This window comes from Pseudomonas putida (assembly GCF_022627325.1).
In the GTDB taxonomy this organism is placed as follows: domain Bacteria; phylum Pseudomonadota; class Gammaproteobacteria; order Pseudomonadales; family Pseudomonadaceae; genus Aquipseudomonas; species Aquipseudomonas putida_X.
Map to the genome: position 1 here is coordinate 803,072 of NZ_JAETZZ010000001.1, position 19,860 is coordinate 822,931.

The window sequence follows — 19,860 nt, forward strand, 5'->3', positions numbered from 1 at the left end:
CAGTGGGCCGTGCTGCGAATCAGATAACGCGCTGCTTGCACTGGATGCGCTCAGGGGAACCTGATCTTGCTGTAGGCGAACTCATTGGCACCCCGTTCGATGCCCGCCTCGGAGGTTTGCACCTCAACCCGGTCATCGTCGTGAACAACGATTATCTGGTGTGCATCCAGCACCTCGACACCTTCGGGCTTGTTGCTGAACCTCAGTGTGGAGCCGTCTTCGCGGGTCACCAGTTGCGGCGTGCCTGGCTTACCCGCTGCAAACGGTACGACCCATAGAAACCCGCCTATCTTGGTAATTGGCTTGTTAGCCGCATCAACAGATTTTTCCTCGTAGCTGGTAACCGCATAAAGCCTGTCTTTGTTGAACCGGTCATACTCGATCCCGGACAGCCCGACTGTGTGGCCTTGGGCTTGGACGTTGAAGTTCTGGACGGATTTGAACGCTTCCACAAGCGCCAGGGTTCCATCTTTGAACTTCACATGCGCTGAGATGAGTGTGAAGCCGAAATGCGCGTCAGTTTTGTCGTTTCCGTGCCTGCGAATGCCGATGATCAGTTGGCCGTCTGCTGTTTTTGCCTTCGCCGGCTCGCTCGGTGCCATGGTGATTGCTTCGATTTGATAGTAAGACGCACCGATCGCATCCTTGATCTGCTTGCGCAGTGAGATCGAGCTTGTGACCCCGCTGCGCGATGTGGGCGACAGGGGCTTTGCCGCCTCAGGATCGTCCACGGGCCAGTACAGGAGCGTGCTGAGAATGTCGCTGCTCGGATCTTCGTCGGTGCCGGCTTTGTTGAAGGCGGTGCTGGCGATCATGTAGCGGCCATCCAGCGTCTTGGTCAGTGCCTCGTATTTATCGGCTTCTCTTAATGCCTTCCCCGGCAGCACGGTAGGCTCACCACTGATTTTGCCCTGCTCGATGTCAAGCGTGAACAGGGCCGGCCCGCCTGGGGCGGGCAAGCGTTTGTCGTTGGCCAAGAGCAGTTTTCCATTGCTTTCAACCACTGCCGACACTTCACAGTTGACGGGGGTTCCAGGGGCAAAACACGCTGCCGTGTGATGTTCGATGGTCGCGATGCGTCCTGGCAGTTCAGCTGCCGGTGCGTGAGGCGCTGCACTGGCCAAGCCGACTACCAGCGTGATGATTGCTCGCTTTTCCATGGGCACTGTCCTTGTGGGAATGGGAACGTTGCGCAGCAAAGCGTAATCGCAGCAAGCGAGACCAGAAACTGGCATTTTTGGCAGTAGCTGTTCGACATGACCGCCATTGAAGGGGCTGGCATCTTGGCCAGTAGGCACACCCTCAAGAATCGGGGTGGTGCAGCCGTGGGGGCCGCACGGCGGCCCCGGCAATTGTCAAAACGCGTAGCTGGCTTTCAGGCTGCCACTGGCCCCATGGCTGTCACCGCCGCCCAACGCCGCTAGATCGGCGCCAATGCTCAGCGCGCCAAGGTTGGCCATCAGGCTCACGCCAGCGTTGAACTGGTCACGATTGTCGAAGGCGGCGCGCTGCTCGATATCCAGCCCCAGCAAGTGGCCCTCGCTTTCGACCTCGTGGTCGCCCAGCGCATGCTCATAGCCCACATGCACGCCGGGCACCCACTGCCAACGGCCCATGCTGAACGGCATGAAGGACGCCTCGAGTCTGGCCATCGCGCTACGGCGGGTCTGCTGCAGGTCGTCCACCTCTAGCGCCAATTCGCTGCCTTTTTCGCTAAACCCGGCCACGTCCACGTGACTGATGCGTACACCCAGGCTCGGCTCCAGCACCACGCGGTTGGTGTTCAGGCGATAGCCCACGGCCAGGCTGGCACCGGCCAGGGTACCGTGGCTGTCACCTTTGGCCGTGCCCAGGCCGCCTGTGAGGTCGCGCTTGCTGGAATAGTCGAGGTAGCCGGCGCTGGCATCGGTGTCGATGAACAGGCCTTGTTCCAGGCCGCCCGGCGCGAAGCGGGCGCCCAGGCTCAGGAAAGTCAGGTCCGTATCAACCTCGCCACCTGCGCCGCCAACGTTACCGCTGCTGTAGCCGAAACCTGCGTGGCCGCTGAGCTGCTCGGAGAAACGCTGGGTCATGCCGATCATCAGGCCTTGGCTGTGTTCGTTGCTGCTGGCGACACTGGAGGAGCCGTCGGTGCCCAGGTAACCGGCCAAGGCGCTGCTCCACAGGCGCGACTGGCCAACCTTCAGGTCGGTACCGTCGGCGAAGGGCGCGGCGGCGCGGTCGATCAGGGCGCCCAGGCGCAGCAGGTAGCTGGCCGCATCGGCATGCACCTGCCCACCTACGGTGGACTCCACGCCGCCCAGCGTGCCGGCATCGATGGCCGACTGCAGGTAATAGTTGTAGGCGCTGTAGGTCCCTGACAGCGACGTGTCCTGCAGTTGGCGCAGCAGTTGCGCGCCCGCCGCGGCGTTACCGAGCAGGCCAGCTTCACCGGGTAACGTGCCATAGCGCACCATTTTGCCGCGCAGCACATAGATCGTTTCCTGGGTAAGCCCCAGGCCTTGCTTGAGGTAGTTGTCCATGCTGCCGTATGCGGCAGTCACTTCATCCAGGCCGGCCTGCAGGTAGCTGGCCTCGACGCCCAGCAGTGGGGCGTAGACTTCGGCCATGCTGGCCGGCATGCCGGCCAGTGTGGCCGCCACGCGGGCGGCGGTGTAGTCATTGGTGGCGAGGTAGTTGTCCATGATCGTCGCGTCGTCCACGCCGGCGATGCTCAGCAGCACGGCGGCGGTCCAGCCCGTACGGTCCTTGCCCGCGGTACAGTGGAACAAGGCGGCGCCGTCGGCACTGGCCAGCTCATTGAACAGCACCGAGAATTGCCCACGCATGCCGGCATCGCTGACGAAGGCGCGGTTGGTCTCTTGCATCATGGCGCGTGCCTGGGCAGCGCTGGTGAACGACATGTTGGTGATGTCCGCGCCCGAGGTGGTGCTGCCGATGATGTCGATGTTGGTGTAGCTGGCGCCGGCGGGCAGGGTGTCGGGCGTGGCGGCGATTTCGCTTGGAGTGCGCAAGTCGTATACATCGCTGATGCCAAGGCCGTTGAGCACGGCAAGGTCAGCGGCAGTGGGGGTCAGGGCATTGCTGCGATAGAACACGCCGCTGCGCATCACCCCATCATGACTTGTGCCGTACGCCGATGTGGTGCCGGCGATGTCGCGGAAGTTGTCAATGCCAGCCAGGCGCGGCGTATCGAGCGCATCGGCGGCATGGGCGGCGGAGATTGCGAGTGTGAGCATGGACAGGGAGCAGAACAGACGTTGCAGCACGGCAGAGGCCTCGGAGGGGTATGTGGTGTGGCCACTCTCCGTCGGCAATATGAAACTGAATGTTACATATCAAGGCTGCACGCAAAAGCCTGCGCGATCTGGCCGGGGCCTGCGTTTTCTGTCTGGCCTTGCGGCCGCAGTCAGGCTCCCGGCCGGGTGGTCAGAGCCCCAGGTCGCTGAGCCCCGGATGGTCGTCCGGGCGGCGCCCCAGGGGCCAGTGGAACTTGCGGTCCGCTTCGGCAATGGGCTGCTCGTTGATGCTCGAATGGCGGTTGTGCATCAGGCCATCGGCGGCGAACTCCCAGTTTTCGTTGCCATAGGCGCGGAACCACTGGCCGCTGTCGTCGCGGTACTCGTAGGCATAGCGCACGGCAATGCGGTTGTCGGTGAATGCCCACAGCTCCTTGATCAGCCGGTACTCCAGTTCATGGTTCCACTTGCGGGTCAGAAGGGCCTGAACCTCGGCACGCCCGCGGGGGAACTCGACGCGGTTACGCCACACGGTATCGGGGGTGTAGGCCAACGATACCTTGGCGGCGTCACGGCTGTTCCAGCCATCCTCGGCCAGGCGGACCTTTTCGATGGCGCTTTCGCGGGTAAATGGCGGCAACGGAGGGCGGGACATGGGTAACTCCTTGGCGGTGGTTGGCGTAGAGGAGAGTACCGCCCCCGCTGCAGGGTGGGGAATGGCTGCGACGGGCACTTCATAATTGCGCCCGGTGGAACAATGCAGGGCCAGCGCCAGTGCCTAGACCGCAGCGCCCAGGGCGTTGTCGGCAGCCTTGCCGCGCCCGCCCAGCCAGACCAGTACCAAGGCCACCGCCGCCAGCGCGCCGCCCGCCATGGGCACTGCTGCATAACCCAGGTCCAGGCTGATCACCGCACCACCCAGGGCCGCGCCAACGGCATTGCCAAGGTTGAAGGCGCCGACGTTTATCGATGATGCCAGCCCTGGTGCCTCTATGGCGGCAGTCATGACGCGCATCTGCAAGGGCGGCACCACGGCGAAGGTGAACACGCCCCAGACCAGCAGCGCGATGGCGGCGCCGATGTGGCTGCCCAGTACCAGCGGCATCAGCAACATGATCAGCGCCAGGGTGGCGAGGAAGATGCGCGCAGCACCGTCCAGCGACCAGTCGGCCAGGCGCCCACCCAGGCTGTTACCCAAGGTGAAGCCGACACCGATCAGCACCAGGCCCAGCGTGATGAAGCTGTCTGAAGCGCCCGTCAGCGCCGCCAGTACCGGTGCTACGTAGGTGTACAGGGTGAACATGGCGCCGGCGCCAAGCACGGTGGTCGCCATCGCCAGCAGCACGCTGGGGCGGGCGATGACCGCCAGCTCTTTGCGCACGTGGGGCACGCTGCCACGCTCACCTTTGGGCAGCGCGTACCACAGGGCGGCCATGGCCAGCAGGCCGAGCACTGCAGTACCGGCAAAGGCCATGCGCCAGCCGACTTGCTGGCCGACCCAGGTCGCCGCAGGCACACCGCCGATATTGGCGATGGTCAGGCCCATGAACATGGTCGCCACGGCACTGGCCTGTTTGTCCTTGGGCACCACGCTGGCGGCCACGACCGCGCCCAGGCCGAAGAAAGCACCATGGTTGAGGCTGGTGACCAGCCGCGACGCGAGCAGGGTGTAGTAGTCCGGCGAGAGTGCCGAGAGCAGGTTGCCGAGGGTGAAGATGGCCATCAGCGCCATCAGTGCGGCGCGTTTGCCAAAGCGGCTGAACAGCAGGGTCATGATCGGTGCGCCGACCATTACGCCGATGGCATAGGCGGTGATCAGCATGCCCGCGCTGGGGATACTGACTTCGACGCCTTTGGCGATCACCGGCAGCAGGCCCATTGGGGTGAATTCGGTAGTGCCGATGCCGAAGGCGCCAATCGCCAGGGCAAACAGAACCCGTTTTGGGGAAAGCGTGCTCATCAGGAGCTCCGATTGAAAGGTCAATGAGCAGTCGCACCGGCCGGGAACGGGCCGGTGCCGACCTGCAGGGTTCATCAGTCCCAGGCGGGCGCCAGGCTATCCGGGCTGACTTCACGGCCATTGCGCTCGAGCGAGGCAATGCGCGCCATGTCCTCGGCATCCAGTTTCAGGCTGCAGGCGAGCAGGTTGCTGGCCAGGTTCTCGCGCTTGGTGGAGGAGGGGATCACTGCGTAACCCAGCTGCATGGCCCAGGCCAGGGCCACCTGGGCGACGGTGGCCTTGTGCTTGCTGGCGATCTCGGCCAGCACCGGGTCCTTGAGCACTTTGCCGTAGGCCAGGGTCATGTACGAGGTGACGGTGATGCCCTGGTCCTTGAGGTAGGCAGCCAGCTTGGCGTTTTGCAGGTAGGGGCTGAGCTCGATCTGGTTGGTGGCGATTTCACCTTGGCCGACCACGTCGATGGCTTGGCGGGTGAGTTCGATGTTGAAGTTGGACACGCCGATCTGGCGGGTCAGGCCGAGTTTCTTGGCGTCGGCCAAGGCGCTCATGTACTCGGCCAGTTCGATGCCATTCCCTGGGGCTGGCCAGTGGATCAGCAGCAGGTCGACGTAGTCGGTGCGCAGTTTGGCCAGGCTTTCGCGCAAGCTGGGGACCAGCCGGTCTGCAGCATAGTTGTCGACCCAGATCTTGGTGGTGATGAACAGCTCGCTGCGCGCTACGCCGCTTTCGGCAATGGCCTGGCCGACGTCGGCTTCGTTCTTGTAGATCTGCGCTGTGTCGATGGCCCGATAGCCCAGCGCCAGGGCCGACTTGACCGAATCGATGACGGCCTGGCCGGTGAGGCGGTAGGTGCCAAGGCCGAAGGATGGAATGCTCATGGGGCTGCTCCTGCTGAGTGATTGGGGTTGAGCCAGAGCTTAGGTGCCCGGGTGCCCAAGTCGTTCGAATGGGGAGCAGTGTGGGGGTTTTGCAGGCGGTGATTAAGACGGGGCAATGCCAAGGTCTTTTGCGCTGAAATCACGAATCATCCGCTGGCTCGTGAATCAGGTGCGGTAAACACCTCTGCTGGGGCAGGCAGGCACGGCCACCCTGCGGTGGCCATGCCGAGTGACGATCAACGGCGGCGGAACAGCGGCAGCGGCTCGTCGGTGGCGGCCTGGTAGGTCACCGAGAAGTCCTTCAGCCCCTGCAGGGCATCTTCCGGGTCCTTGTCGGCACGGATGGCGAAGGCATCGAAACCGCAGCGGGCCATGTAGAACAGTTGGTCACGGAGCACGTCGCCGATGGCGCGCAGCTCGCCCTTGAACTGGTAGCGGTCACGCAGCAGCCGCGCATTGGAATAGTTGCGCCCGTCGGTGAAGGCCGGGAAGTTCAGGGCGATGACCTGAAAGTGCTGCACGTCGTCGCCGATCTCTTCCGCTTGTTCATCGCTGTCCAGCCACACGCCCAGGCCACCGTCGCGGGCCTTGAGCAGGTGGGCATGGTCACGCCACAGTTGCAGGGGGACGATGTAGTCGTCGCAGTTGGTCAGCTCGTCGATCGTGGTTTCCTTGGGCAGCAGGTGCCAGGTTTCGTCGACGATCTGGTTGTTCTTAATGATTCGCTGCATAGACGCGTTCCTTGAAGGGGTCGATGCCGATACGCTGGTAGGTGTCGATGAAACGCTCTTCCTCGGTACGTTGTTCAACGTACACGGCGATCAGCTTCTCGATCACGTCGGCCATGTCATCCTGGGCGAAGGACGGGCCGAGGATCTTGCCCAGGCTCGCGTCACGTGCGGCGTTGCCACCCAGGGACACCTGGTAGAACTCCTCGCCCTTCTTGTCCACGCCAAGGATACCGATGTGCCCGACGTGGTGGTGGCCGCAGGCGTTCATGCAACCGGAGATGTTCAGGTCGATCTCGCCGATGTCGAACAGGTAGTCCAGGTCGTCGAAGCGGCGCTGGATGGATTCGGCGATCGGGATCGACTTGGCGTTGGCCAGCGAGCAGTAGTCCCCGCCCGGGCAGCAGATGATGTCGGTCAGCAGACCGATGTTCGGCGTGGCGAAACCACCTTCGCGCAGCTCCAGCCACAGGGCATGCAGCTGACGCTGCTCGACGTCGGCAAGAATGATGTTCTGCTCGTGCGAGGTGCGCAGGAAGCCGAAGCTGTAGCGCTCTGCCAGGTCCGCCACGGCGTCCAGCTGCTTGTCGGTGAGGTCACCCGGGGCAACGCCGGTGGGCTTGAGCGACAGGGTCACGGCCACGTAGCCAGGGCGCTTGTGGGCACGGGTGTTGCGCGAGCGCCAGCGGGCGAAGCCTGGGTTCTCGGCGTCCTGGGCGCTGTAGTCGACGTTGTCCAGGGCCAGGTAGTCCGGGTCGATGAAGTGGCGCGAAACACGCTGCACTTCTTCTTCGGTCAGGGTCGTGCTGCCACCACGCAGGTGGGCCATTTCGGCCTCGACCTTCTCGGCAAACACTTCTGGGGTCAGGGCCTTGACCAGGATCTTGATCCGCGCCTTGTACTTGTTGTCACGGCGGCCGTAACGGTTGTACACGCGCAGGATGGCGTCCAGGTAGCTGATCAGGTCCTGCCACGGCAGGAATTCATTGATGAACGAACCGACCACCGGGGTGCGGCCCAGGCCACCACCGACCAGCACACGGAAGCCCAGCTCACCGGCAGCGTTGCGCACCGGTTCCAGGCCGATGTCGTGCACTTCGATGGCAGCGCGGTCTTCCTTCGAGCCGTTGATCGCGATCTTGAACTTGCGCGGCAGGTAGGCGAACTCTGGGTGGAAGGTGGTCCACTGGCGAACGATTTCGCACCAGGGGCGCGGGTCGATGACTTCGTCTGCGGCCACACCGGCGAATTGGTCGGTGGTGGTGTTGCGCAGGCAGTTGCCGCTGGTCTGGATCGCGTGCATCTGCACGGTGGCCAGTTCGGCAAGGATGTCTGGAATATCTTCAAGTGCCGGCCAGTTGAACTGCACGTTCTGGCGGGTGGAGATATGGGCGTAGCCCTTGTCGTAATCGCGGGCGATCTTGGCCAGGGTGCGGACCTGGCGGGCGTTCAGCTGGCCGTAGGGCACGGCGACGCGCAGCATCGGGGCGAAACGCTGGATATAGAGGCCGTTCTGCAGGCGCAGAGGGCGGAATTCTTCTTCGCTCAGCTCACCGGCCAGGTAGCGGCGGGTCTGATCACGGAACTGCTTGACGCGGTCCTCGATGATCCGCTGATCGTACTCGTCGTATACGTACATAAAAGTCCTGTCTCAGGCTGCATGCAGCTATTCGCGCGCACGGCCGCGCACTCCGGTTCGGAGCGGGGAAACGATATCAGGTTGCGTTTATGCGCTAAAGTGATGTTTTTGCATATGAAAAGAACCAAACGAACTAAGTGAGATTGACTGGCATTTGTCCGTCACTCAGTGCCGCAGGTTTATACTCGTGGGTTTGTTGGTAAGGATGTAACCGCATGCTCAAGGCATTGTGCTACAGCTTGTGCCTGAGCCTGCCGCTGGCAGCCAGCGCTCAGGCCGCTTCGGTGGTGTTCCTCAACCCGGGGCTGCCCGGTGAGACGTTCTGGGCCAGCTACTCGCGCTTCATGCAGGCGGCCGCCGACGACTTGGGCATGACGCTGCAGGTGCAATACAGCGCGCGCAATGCCGAGCGCGCACTTGACCAGGCGCGGGCTGTGCTCAACGGACCGCAGCGCCCGGACTACCTGGTGCTGGTCAACGAGCGATACGTTGCGCCGCAAATCCTCCGCTTGGCGCAAGGTAGCGAGGTCAAGCTGTTGCTGGTCAGCAACGGGCTGACTGCCAGCCAGGCGAGCGGTATTGAGGCTCAGCCCGCAAAATACGGCGCTTTGTTGGGGACCTTGACGGCCAATGACGAGCAGGCCGGCTACCAGATGCTGCATCAGATGGTCGCCTTGCTGCCGCGCAGTAACGCGCCTGTGGACCTGGTAGCTTTCGCCGGGATCAAGACCACGCCCGCCTCGCAGTTGCGTGAGCAAGGCATGCGCCGCGCCCTGGCCGACTTCCCTCAGGTGCGCCTGCGGCAGGTGGTTTACGGCGGCTGGAACCGGCAGCGCGCCTTTGAACAGGCGCAGCAGTTGTTGCAGCGCTACCCGGATACCCAGTTGGTGTGGTCGGCCAACGACGAAATGGCGTTCGGCGCCATGCGCGCGTTCGAAGCTGCGGGGCGCAGGCCTGGACGAGATGTGGTGTTCAGCGCCATCAACAGTTCCCCCGAGGCCTTGCGCGCGCGCATCGATGGGCGCCTGGGGGTGTTGATGGGTGGGCATTTCAGTCTCGGCGGTTGGGCCATGGTCATGCTGCATGACGATGCCCATGGTGTGGATATCGCTCGGGACGCAAAGCGCGACCATGTGCTGCCTGTGTTGCAGTCGGTCGATCCGCTCAAGGCCAAGCGCTGGCTCAAACTGGCGGAGCAGGACGACTTTGATGTGGACTTTCAGCGCTTCAGCGCCGAAGGGCGCCCGCCTGCCTACCGTTACCCCTTCCTGACGTCACCTGTCGACTACTGAAAAACCCTGCTTGAGAGAAGGGCATTGCTCGTCTTAACTGCTGGTTGTGAAGTGCATTCCCATAACCACTACAAGAGGCAATGCAATGGGAAATACAACCAAGGCCCGTAAGGCTGACAGCAGCGTCGATGCCTGGGCGATCCTCTGCCTGATCGTCCTGGTGGTGGTCACTGCCGTGTACTGGGTCAGCCACCAATAGCCCTGGCTCCAGACCATGATGCAACCTGAGCCGCCCGCGCAAGGGAATTGCGCGGGCGGGTTGCGTTTCAGCGGGCGGTCAGGTGCAGCGCCAGTTGTACCAGGCCGATCAGGACCAGGATGAACACCAAGGTGAACAGTGCGCCGAGCGCGATGAAATGGCTGGCCTTGCCATGGGTGAAGTCGCGCGCGCGGTTTTTACCGCTCTGCACACCCAGCGCGGCGGCGAGGATGCTGTGCAGCATCTGCCAGAAGGTAGGGGGTTTGCCTTGGCTGGAATCGTCCATGTTGGCTCCGCAATTCAAGAGGCAATCAGGGACAGTGTAGATGCAAGATGGGGCCGCAAAGCGGCCCCGCACAGGTCAGTTGTCGTAGCCCAGGTTCGGTGCCAGCCAGCGCTCGCTGACGCTGACATCCTGGCCCTTGCGTGCGCTGTAGCTGTCGATCTGGTCCTTGTCGACCTTGCCCACGGCAAAGTACTGCGCCTGTGGGTGAGCGAAGTACCAACCGCTGACCGCGGCGGCCGGGAACATGGCGAAGTGCTCGGTAAGGAACACGCCGCTGGGGCCGGTTTCACCGATGGCCGTGCCATCGAGCAGGCGGAACAGCGTGGCTTTTTCGGTATGGTCCGGGCAGGCCGGGTAGCCTGGGGCAGGACGGATGCCGCGGTACTGTTCCTTGATCAGTGCTTCGTTGTCCAGGTGTTCGTCACGCGCATAACCCCAGTGCTCTTTACGCACCTGCTCGTGTAGCCACTCGGCGCACGCCTCGGCCAGGCGGTCGGCGAGGGCCTTGACCATGATCGAGCTGTAGTCGTCGCCCTTGTCCTGGTAAGCCTTCGCCACTTCCTCGGCACCAATGCCGGCGGTGGTGATGAAGCCCCCCATGTAGTCGGTGACGCCGCTGTCCTTTGGCGCGACGAAGTCGGCCAGGGAGAAATTCGGCTTGCCATCGGGCTTGATGGTCTGCTGGCGCAGGTGGTGCAACGTAGCGAGGGTCTGACCATTGTCGCCGTAGACCTGAATATCGTCATCGGCAACTTGGTTGGCAGGCCAGAAACCGAACACGGCGCGCGCGCTGATCAGCTTTTCGTCGATCAGTTTGTCGAGCATCTCGCGGGCATCGTTGTACAGCGAGGTCGCCGCTTCACCCACCACTTCATCGGTGAGGATGCGTGGGAACTTGCCGGCCAGGTCCCAGGAAATGAAGAACGGCGTCCAGTCGATGTACTCGGCCAGGGTGCGCAGGTCGATGTTGTCCAGCACCTTGACGCCTGTGAAGGCAGGGGCGGCCGGCTGATAAGCGGCCCAGTCGTACTTCGGCTTGGCCGCCACTGCCTGCGCATAGCTCAGGCGCTCGGTGCGGGCAGTGCGGTTGGCAGTGCGCTCACGCACGTCGACATAGTCCAGGCGGGTTTTTTCAACGAAGTCAGGCTTGAGCTCCTTGGACAGCAACTGGGTGGCCACACCCACTGCGCGGGAGGCGTCGGTCACATAGATCACTGCATCGTTGCTGTACTTGGGCTCGATCTTGACTGCCGTGTGGGCCTTGGACGTGGTGGCACCACCGATCATCAACGGCAGCTCGAAGCCCTGGCGCTGCATTTCGCGGGCAACGTGAACCATCTCGTCCAGTGACGGAGTGATCAGGCCGGACAAACCGATGATGTCGCACTTCTCGTCGCGGGCTGTCTGCAGGATCTTCTCTGCCGGTACCATCACGCCGAGGTCGACGATGTCATAGCCGTTGCAGCCCAGGACCACGCCGACGATGTTCTTGCCGATGTCGTGCACGTCGCCCTTGACCGTCGCCATGAGAATCTTGCCCTTGGCTTCGGGCTTGTCACCTTTTTCGGCCTCGATGAACGGGATCAGGTGGGCCACGGCCTGCTTCATCACCCGCGCCGACTTGACCACCTGCGGCAGGAACATCTTGCCCGCACCGAACAGGTCGCCAACCACGTTCATGCCGCTCATCAGCGGCCCTTCGATGACTTCGATCGGGCGCGCACATTGCTGGCGGCACTCCTCGGTGTCTTCGACGATGTGTGCGGTGATGCCTTTGACCAGCGCATGTTCCAGGCGCTTGCCTACCGGCAGTGAGCGCCAGGCCTCGTTTTCGACTTCCTTGGTGGCACCCCCGCCTTTGTAATCATCGGCGATGGCCAGCAGCGCATCGGTACCTTCAGGCGTGCGGTTGAGCACCACGTCCTCGACCCGCTCGCGCAGCTCGCCCGGGATCTCATCGTAGATCTCCAGCTGGCCGGCGTTGACGATACCCATCGTCAGGCCGTTGCGGATGGCGTGGAACAGGAACACCGAGTGGATCGCCTCGCGCACCGGGTTGTTGCCGCGGAACGAGAACGACACGTTGGACACGCCGCCCGAGCTCAACGCATAGGGCAGGTGGTCACGAATGTAGGCGCAGGCCTCGATGAAATCCACGGCATAGTTGTTGTGCTCTTCGATGCCGGTAGCGACGGCGAAGATATTGGGGTCGAAAATGATGTCTTCCGGCGGGAAACCGACTTCATTGACCAGGATATCGTAGCTGCGCTGGCAGATTTCCTTCTTGCGGGCGGCGGTGTCGGCCTGGCCGACCTCGTCGAAGGCCATCACCACCACGGCCGCGCCGTAGCGTTTGCACAGGCGAGCGTGATGCTTGAACTGCTCGACGCCCTCTTTCATGGAGATCGAGTTGACGATGCCTTTGCCCTGGATGCATTTGAGGCCCGCTTCGATCACCTCCCATTTGGACGAGTCGATCATGATCGGCACGCGAGAGATGTCAGGCTCGCCTGCAATCATGTTGAGGAAACGGACCATGGCAGCCTGGGAGTCGAGCATCCCTTCGTCCATGTTGATGTCGATCACCTGAGCACCGGCCTCTACCTGCTGCAGGGCGACTTCCAGCGCTTCGGTGTAATTCTCTTCGCGGATCAGCCGGGCGAACTTGGCGGAGCCGGTGATGTTGGTGCGCTCACCGACGTTGACGAACAGCGACTGGCGATCGATGGTAAACGGCTCCAGGCCCGACAGGCGGCAGGCCTTGGCGATCTGCGGAATCTGGCGTGGTTTGTATTTGCCCACGGCCTCGGCGATGGCCTGGATGTGCCCGGGCGTGGTACCGCAGCAACCGCCGATGATGTTGAGGAACCCGCTGGCTGCGAACTCCTCGACTACCGCAGCCATCTCGGCCGGGGTTTCGTCGTACTCGCCGAAGGCGTTCGGCAGGCCGGCATTGGGGTGGGCAGACACGTGGGTGTCGGCTTTGGTCGACAGCTCTTCGAGGTAAGGGCGCAGGTCCTTCGCCCCCAGTGCGCAGTTCAGGCCAACGGAAATCGGCTTGGCATGGCGTACCGAGTTCCAGAACGCTTCGGTGGTCTGGCCGGACAGGGTGCGGCCCGAGGCATCGGTGATGGTGCCGGAGATCATGATCGGCAGTTCGATGCCGTCATCTTCGAACACCTGCTGCACGGCGAAGATCGCCGCCTTGGCGTTGAGCGTGTCGAAGATGGTCTCGATGAGGATCAGGTCGGCGCCACCCTCGATCAGGCCGCGGGTGGCCTCGATGTAGTTTTCCACCAGTTCGTCGAAGGTGACGTTGCGGTAGCCGGGGTCGTTGACGTCTGGGGAAATCGAGCAGGTGCGGCTGGTGGGGCCGAGCACGCCGGCAACGAAACGCGGTTTGTCGGGCGTTTCCAGGGTCTTGGCATCCGCCACCTGGCGGGCGATGCGCGCGCCCTCGACGTTCAGCTCGTAGACCAGCGACTCCATGCCGTAGTCGGCCTGGGAAATCTGCGTGGCGTTGAAGGTGTTGGTTTCCAGAATATCGGCGCCGGCGTCCAGGTACGCCTTCTCGATGGCAGCGATGACATCGGGGCGGCTGAGCAGCAGCAGGTCGTTGTTACCTTTTACATCGCTTGGCCAATCGGCGAAGCGCGTGCCACGATAGTCGTGTTCCTCGAGGCGGTAACTCTGGATCATAGTACCCATGCCGCCGTCGAGGATCAGGATGCGCTCATTGAGTGCGTGCTGGAGTGCTTGGAGACGAGCGCTGCGGTCGGACATAGGAACTACCTGGTCGGGCAAATATCAGAAGGTGCGGAATCATAACAAAGCTGCGCGGTTTTTAGGCGCACCGGCCATTCGCATGAATTTCATTCATGTTGCGCCATGAAGCACCCGCGCTCGCCCCGGCAAAAACGTGATGGCTTTTCTAGAACTCAGGACTTTCGGCACATGGTGCATCGTTTTCTTGTCGGCGCTCTCGCGCTGCTGCTCAGCAGTGTCGCGCTCGCACAAGCCCCCCAATCGAGCGCGGTAATTTCCTACACCCGGGATATTCAACCGATTTTCACCGAGAAGTGCGTGGCCTGCCATGCCTGTAACGACGCTGCTTGCCAGTTGAAGCTGGAGAGCCCGGAAGGGGCTGTGCGCGGTGCAACCAAGGTACCGGTGTACCAGGGTGAAAGGAGCAAGGCAGTCCCGACCACGCGGCTTTTCTACGACGCGCACAGCGAAGAGCAGTGGCGCAAGAAGGGCTTCTATTCGGTGCTCGACAGCCAGGGTAGCCAGGCTGCGTTGATGGCCCGCATGCTGGAGCTGGGGCACAAGGCCCCGCTTACCCCCAACGCCAAGCTGCCCGACGACATCGTCCTGGGGCTTGAGCGCAACAACATGTGCCCATTGCCCCATGAGTTCGATGCCTACGCCGGCGCCCACCCCAAAGAGGGTATGCCATTGGCTGTCACCGGCCTGACCGACAAGCAATACCAGACCCTGCAAGCGTGGCTGGCGGCAGGTGCGCCGGTCGAGTATCAGCCCATTCAACCCAGCGCGGCCGAGGCAAAACAGATCGCCGACTGGGAAGAACTGCTCAATCGACCAGGCTCTACCGAGGCCTTGGTGGGGCGCTGGCTGTACGAGCACCTGTTCCTGGCGCACATCCATTTCGTCGGTGGCGAGCAGGGCCACTTTTTCCAGTGGGTGCGTTCGCGCACGCCCAGCGGCCAGCCGGTCGACGTGATTGCCACGCGCCGCCCCAACGATCCGCCGGGTACCGACTTCTATTACCGGTTGATTCCAGTGCAGGGCGTGATCGTGCACAAGACCCACATCACTTACCCGATGGGGCCGCAAAAGCTCAAGCGCGTGAAGCAGCTGTTCTATGCCGGTGACTGGCACGCCAGTGCGCTGCCAGGCTATGGGCCGCGCCACCGCGCCAACCCGTTCGAGACCTTCGAGGCGATCCCGGCGGTGGCGCGCTATCAGTTCATGCTGGATAACGCCGAGTACTTCGTCCGCACCTTCATTCGCGGGCCAGTGTGCCGTGGGCAGATCGCTACCGATGTGATTCGCGATAACTTCTGGGCGCTGTTCCAGGAGCCGGCGCACGACCGCTACATTACCGATGCTGCGTACCGTGGCCAGGCCACACCGTTGCTCGCCATGCCAGGCCAGATCGACGACGTGGGCAGTGTGCTCAACCTGTGGCATGCCTATCGTGACAAGCGCAACGAGTATGAAAAGCTGCGTCGCCAGGCCTACGCCGAAATGCCAGCGCCTGGCTGGTCGACCCTGTGGGCCGGCAACGACAATGCGCTGCTCAGCATCTTCCGCCACTTCGACAGCGCGTCAGTGACCAAGGGCCTGGTCGGCGATGTGCCGCTGACCCTGTGGCTGTTCGACTACCCGCTGTTCGAACGTACCTATTACCAGTTGGCGGTCAATTTCGATGTCTTCGGCAATGTCTCGCACCAGTTGCAGACGCGGCTGTATTTCGATTTGATCCGCAACGGTGCCGAGGTCAATTTCCTGCGCCTGATGCCGGCGGATGAGCGTGGTGCAATACTCAGCGACTGGTACCAGAACGGTGGCAAGGTGAAGATGTGGCTCGACTATGAAGACATCGACACCGACACGCCAAGCGGCATCAGGCTCGACCCGCGCGACCCCAAGCGTGACTTCGGCCTCAAGCTGCTGCAACGCACCGGCAGCCTGAATGCCGCACCTGACCCGATCAACCGGTGCCAGGGTGCCTATTGTTCGCGGCCGCAGATGAACGAAGAATTCCGTAACGTCGAGCAGTCGCTCAGCCGCCTGGTATCTCGCCCGGCCGCGGGCCTGAAGGTGATCGATCAGTTACCGGAAGCCACGATGTTGCGCATCGAAGGGCAGGGCGGTCAGCGCCAGGTCTACAGCCTGCTGCGCAACCGTGCCCACAGCAATGTCGCGTTTCTGCTGGGCGAGGCCGCGCGCTACCAGCCGGGGCTCGATACCCTGACCCTGTACCCCGGGGTGCTCAGCAGTTACCCGAACTTCATCTTCAACATCCCGGCGGCAGATGTGCCAGAGTTCGTCGAAGACATGGAACATGCGCGCGATGATCCGGCCAGGTTCGAACGTATCGTCATGCGCTGGGGCGTGCGCCGCAGCCACCCGCAGTTCTGGCGTTACTTCCACGACCTGAGCGCCTATATCAAGGAAACCCAACCGTTGGAGGCCGGGGTGCTGGACATGAACCGCTACGAGAACCTCTGATCGGTTGAGCTGACCTTTCCGGCACACCTGCGGTCGGAAAGGTTGGAGGGTCCGGGGCTGCCAGGCAGCCCAACGTGGCCTCAATGCACCAAGGCAATCGCAGGGTGATCCATGCTGTATTCGCTTCAGGCACTGCGGGCGTTCGCCGCCTGGGTGGTGGTCTGCCACCATTTCATGCAGATCTTTTTCGACTTCCATGCCACTGGCCCCGTTGGCCAATTGCTCACTGCCCGCGGCGCTGTGGGTGTCGACATCTTCTTCGTCATCAGCGGGCTGGTGATCTACCTTTCGACCCGGGACAAACCCGTGGAGCCGCGTCAGTTTCTGCTCAACCGCGCGTTGCGGATCGTCCCTGCCTATTGGTTCTACACCCTGCTGATGGCGCTCGTGCTGCTGGCCTTCAGCCAATGGATGCCCCACCAGGCATTCACCTGGCATCACCTGTTGCTGTCGTTGCTGTTCATTCCGGCAGAGAACCCGGGTGGCTACGGCCTGTACCCGACGTTGAACGTGGGCTGGACGCTGAACTTCGAGATGTTCTTCTACCTTCTGTTTGGCCTGGCATTCCTGGTCCGCAAGCGCCACCAATTGCTGCTGGTGACCGCTGCGCTGCTGCTGGTCAGCGAAGTGCTGGGCCGCGTTGGCGTGCTCAGCCGCTTCTACAACAACGGCATCATCTATGAATTTCTGCTCGGTATCGGCATCGGTGTGCTGTACCGCCGCGGCCTGGTGCGTGAAGCGCTGTGGTTGCCGCTGGCATTGCTGGGGGTGGCCGTCTATGCGATCTACCACCTGGACGCCTCCCAGCGCCTTTTGCATTGGGGCCTTCCCAGCGCACTGATCGTGCTGGCATTCGTAGCGCTTGAGCCGTACTTCCAGGGCAATCGGGTACTCAAGGCATTGGGCGACTGCTCGTACTCGGTGTACCTGATCCACGTGCTGGTACTGTACGCGGGCTGGTTCGCCAGCCAGCACCTGCACCTCAATCCCTACCTGGTCTTTGCCCTGTGCGTGCCGTCCATTGGACTAATGTCGTGGTTCAGCTACCAGTGGCTGGAGCGGGGCCTTTACCGGCGGATGCAGGCGTGGCTGGCGGCGCCGCGGGAGCAAACGCCGGCATTTGCTCTTTCCCGAGTCAAATGCTAGGACTTTGTTCGAAGGCCAGGTTGGCGTACACTTGGCCGCAAGTCTGTGAGGAACTTACATGAGCGCTATAACCATTACCGACGCCGCCCATGATTACCTGGCCGATCTGCTTTCCAAGCAGAACACGCCTGGCATCGGCATCCGCGTATTCATCACCCAGCCGGGCACCCAGTACGCCGAAACCTGCATTGCCTACTGCAAGCCAGGCGAAGAAAAGCCTGACGACACCGCCGTGGGCCTGAAGAGCTTCACGGCCTACCTGGATGCCGTTAGCGTGCCGTTCCTGGAAGACGCGCTGGTCGACTATGCCACCGACCGCATGGGCGGCCAGCTGACCATCAAGGCGCCGAACGCCAAAGTGCCAATGGTCAACGAAGACAGCCCGATCAACGAGCGTATCAACTATTACCTGCAGACCGAGATCAACCCGGGCCTGGCCAGCCACGGTGGCCAGGTCAGCCTGGTGGATGTGGTCGACGACGGCATTGCAGTGCTGCAGTTCGGTGGTGGTTGCCAAGGCTGCGGTCAGGCTGACGTAACCCTCAAGGACGGCATCGAGCGGACCCTGCTCGAACGTATTCCAGAGCTCAAGGGCGTGCGGGATGTGACTGACCACACCCAGAAGGAAAACGCCTACTACTGATCGGTAGTTCGGCGTTGGCAACACCCTGCTAGCAACAAACTGTTACGGATTCAACCCCTGCGACAACAGGCCGCAGCCCGTGTTTAAAGGGCTGCAAGCCACCACCGCCTTGGTCGGGTAGAACCGCTTGGGGTGTCATGCCAGAATGCCCCGGTTTTTCGGCCGGCCCGTCCCGAGGGTCGGCACCTTCCCTTTAAAGGATGGTTCCATGAATGATCTGTTGACCCGGCGCGCAGTTGTCGCCGGGATGGGCGTTCTCGGGCTCCGCCTGCTGGCAGGCTGCAACCCGGCCCGAGGGCTCGAGTTCGAGTACGGCAAGAACATGAGCAACGAAATCCTGGGGCGCAAGTTCCGCCTCAAGGATACCAAGGGCAACGTCGTCACCCTGTCGAGCTTCTACGGCAGCATGCCGATGATCTTCTTCGGGTTCACCCAGTGCCCGGCAGTCTGCCCGACCACCCTGGCGCGCGCGGCGCAAATCCGCAAGCTGCTCCGTGGCCGCGACCGCGAGCTGTTCCAGGTGGTGTTCATCACCCTGGACCCTGAGCGCGACACCCCCGAGGTGCTCGACGCCTACGTCAAGGCTTTCGACCCCTCGTTCATGGCCCTTACCGGTACGCCGGAGGAAATCGCCGAGGTGGCCAAGGAGTTCAAGGTGTTCTACGAGAAGGTCCCGGCCGGTGACACGTACACCATCTCTCATTCGTCCACCAGCTACGTCTACGATACGCGTGGCACCCTGCGCCTGAGCCTGGGCCATTCCCTGAACGCCAAGGAATGCGCCGAAGACCTGGTCACCCTGATGGAGATCTGCTAATGGCTGTTTCACTGCACCCGTTCAAGCGCGGCCTGGCCGCTATCGCCTTGCTGGGGCTGGCGCTGCCGGCTTTGGCCGAGACCACCGTAAGTGATGCCTGGGTACGTGCCAGCGTACCGCACCAGCAGTCCACCGGTGCGTTCATGACCCTGACTGCCAGCAGCGACAGCAAGCTGACAGGGGTGGCATCGCCCGTCGCCAAGACTGTGCAAGTGCACGAGATGACCATGAACGGTGATGTGATGGGCATGAAGCAGGTCGAAGCCGTGCAGTTGCCCGCCGGCAAGCCGGTGAGCCTGGACCCCAATGGCTATCACGTGATGTTGATGGGTTTGACGAAGCAGGTGAAGGAAGGCGACAAAGTCCCGCTGACCTTGACCGTGGAAGATGCCAAGGGCGGCAAGGAAACCTTGGATGTGCAGGCAGAGGTACGGGCGCTCAACGCCGAGATGGGCGGCGGGCACGATCACATGCACATGAAGCACTGATTGACCCGGGGCCGCTAAGCGGCCCCACTTCATTCAGCTGCGAAAACGTGGCAAAGGCCGTTCCAGGGTCAGCGAGGTCAAGGTCTTGCGGACCTGGGCTTCGTCGGCCTCCAGGGCCTTGAGACTCGCGCGGATCTTGCCAGCGGCAGGCACATCACCCTGCCGGTCGATCCAGTCGGCGATCTCTTTGCAGGCACTGCTCAGGCAGGCCTGGCGCTGGTTCATCAACGATATGAGGGTGGTGAGCTCTCTTTCGGACATGGCAGGAACCTCCAATTCAGCTTAGTCAG

General features: G+C 62.4%; 16 protein-coding genes. 6 read left to right on the forward strand and 10 right to left on the reverse strand.

Annotation, left to right across the window (positions count from 1 at the left end; all coding sequences use genetic code 11):
- Positions 1-50: 50 nt before the first annotated feature.
- From JNA92_RS03615 to JNA92_RS03645, 7 genes are all read right to left on the reverse strand, one after another.
- Entirely contained in the window at positions 51-1,160 is a 1,110-nt protein-coding gene (locus JNA92_RS03615; protein WP_241803343.1) for a hypothetical protein, read from the reverse strand.
- 195 nt (positions 1,161-1,355) lie between these two features.
- Positions 1,356-3,269 (reverse strand): tyrosine-protein phosphatase, encoded by a 1,914-nt coding sequence (locus JNA92_RS03620; RefSeq protein WP_241803344.1) that lies wholly within the window; start codon positions 3,267-3,269, stop codon positions 1,356-1,358.
- Between the two features lie 160 nt (positions 3,270-3,429).
- Positions 3,430-3,894: a DUF1348 family protein gene (locus JNA92_RS03625; RefSeq protein ID WP_241803345.1), complete on the reverse strand. Its 465-nt coding sequence runs from the start codon at positions 3,892-3,894 to the stop codon at positions 3,430-3,432.
- 123 nt (positions 3,895-4,017) lie between these two features.
- Entirely contained in the window at positions 4,018-5,199 is a 1,182-nt protein-coding gene (locus tag JNA92_RS03630) for an MFS transporter (protein ID WP_241803346.1), read from the reverse strand.
- Between the two features lie 74 nt (positions 5,200-5,273).
- Positions 5,274-6,077: a 2,5-didehydrogluconate reductase DkgB gene (gene dkgB / locus JNA92_RS03635; protein ID WP_241803347.1), complete on the reverse strand. Its 804-nt coding sequence runs from the start codon at positions 6,075-6,077 to the stop codon at positions 5,274-5,276.
- Between the two features lie 236 nt (positions 6,078-6,313).
- A complete protein-coding gene (locus JNA92_RS03640) occupies positions 6,314-6,808 on the reverse strand; it encodes a DUF934 domain-containing protein (protein WP_241803348.1) in 495 nt (164 codons plus the stop codon).
- Entirely contained in the window at positions 6,792-8,444 is a 1,653-nt protein-coding gene (locus JNA92_RS03645) for a nitrite/sulfite reductase (protein ID WP_241803349.1), read from the reverse strand. The genes JNA92_RS03640 and JNA92_RS03645 overlap by 17 nt, the downstream gene beginning before the upstream one ends.
- 215 nt (positions 8,445-8,659) lie before the next feature.
- Between JNA92_RS03645 and JNA92_RS03650 the strand changes: the two genes are divergently transcribed.
- On the forward strand, positions 8,660-9,736 hold the full coding sequence (locus JNA92_RS03650; RefSeq protein WP_241803350.1) for an ABC transporter substrate-binding protein: 1,077 nt from the start codon (positions 8,660-8,662) through the stop codon (positions 9,734-9,736).
- A 266-nt stretch (positions 9,737-10,002) separates the two neighbouring features.
- Here the strand turns inward: JNA92_RS03650 and JNA92_RS03655 are convergent, their stop codons facing one another.
- The gene (locus JNA92_RS03655; RefSeq protein WP_241803351.1) at positions 10,003-10,221 is read right to left on the reverse strand and encodes a DUF2970 domain-containing protein; all 219 of its coding nucleotides are present in this window, start codon (positions 10,219-10,221) and stop codon (positions 10,003-10,005) included.
- A 75-nt stretch (positions 10,222-10,296) separates the two neighbouring features.
- Entirely contained in the window at positions 10,297-14,004 is a 3,708-nt protein-coding gene (metH, locus tag JNA92_RS03660; protein ID WP_241803352.1) for a methionine synthase, read from the reverse strand.
- Between the two features lie 171 nt (positions 14,005-14,175).
- Here metH and JNA92_RS03665 point away from each other — a divergent pair, with 171 nt between their 5' ends.
- The 5 genes from JNA92_RS03665 to JNA92_RS03685 all read left to right on the forward strand — a co-directional run bounded on the left by JNA92_RS03665 (position 14,176) and on the right by JNA92_RS03685 (position 19,570).
- Positions 14,176-16,476 (forward strand): fatty acid cis/trans isomerase, encoded by a 2,301-nt coding sequence (locus JNA92_RS03665; RefSeq protein ID WP_241803353.1) that lies wholly within the window; start codon positions 14,176-14,178, stop codon positions 16,474-16,476.
- Positions 16,477-16,587: 111 nt separating this feature from the next.
- On the forward strand, positions 16,588-17,622 hold the full coding sequence (locus JNA92_RS03670; protein ID WP_241803354.1) for an acyltransferase family protein: 1,035 nt from the start codon (positions 16,588-16,590) through the stop codon (positions 17,620-17,622).
- 58 nt (positions 17,623-17,680) lie between these two features.
- Positions 17,681-18,265: a Fe-S biogenesis protein NfuA gene (gene nfuA, locus JNA92_RS03675; protein ID WP_012313787.1), complete on the forward strand. Its 585-nt coding sequence runs from the start codon at positions 17,681-17,683 to the stop codon at positions 18,263-18,265.
- A 208-nt stretch (positions 18,266-18,473) separates the two neighbouring features.
- Positions 18,474-19,082, forward strand: coding sequence for an SCO family protein (locus JNA92_RS03680; RefSeq protein WP_241803355.1), 609 nt, complete (start codon positions 18,474-18,476; stop codon positions 19,080-19,082).
- Positions 19,082-19,570 carry a copper chaperone PCu(A)C gene (locus tag JNA92_RS03685; RefSeq protein WP_241803356.1) on the forward strand — a complete coding sequence of 163 codons (489 nt, stop codon included), beginning with the start codon at positions 19,082-19,084 and terminating at the stop codon, positions 19,568-19,570. Before JNA92_RS03680 ends, JNA92_RS03685 begins: the two co-directional genes overlap by 1 nt.
- A gap of 33 nt (positions 19,571-19,603) precedes the next feature.
- Here JNA92_RS03685 and JNA92_RS03690 read toward each other — a convergent pair whose 3' ends face one another.
- A complete protein-coding gene (locus tag JNA92_RS03690; RefSeq protein WP_012313790.1) occupies positions 19,604-19,831 on the reverse strand; it encodes a hypothetical protein in 228 nt (75 codons plus the stop codon).
- Between the last annotated feature and the right edge of the window lie 29 nt (positions 19,832-19,860).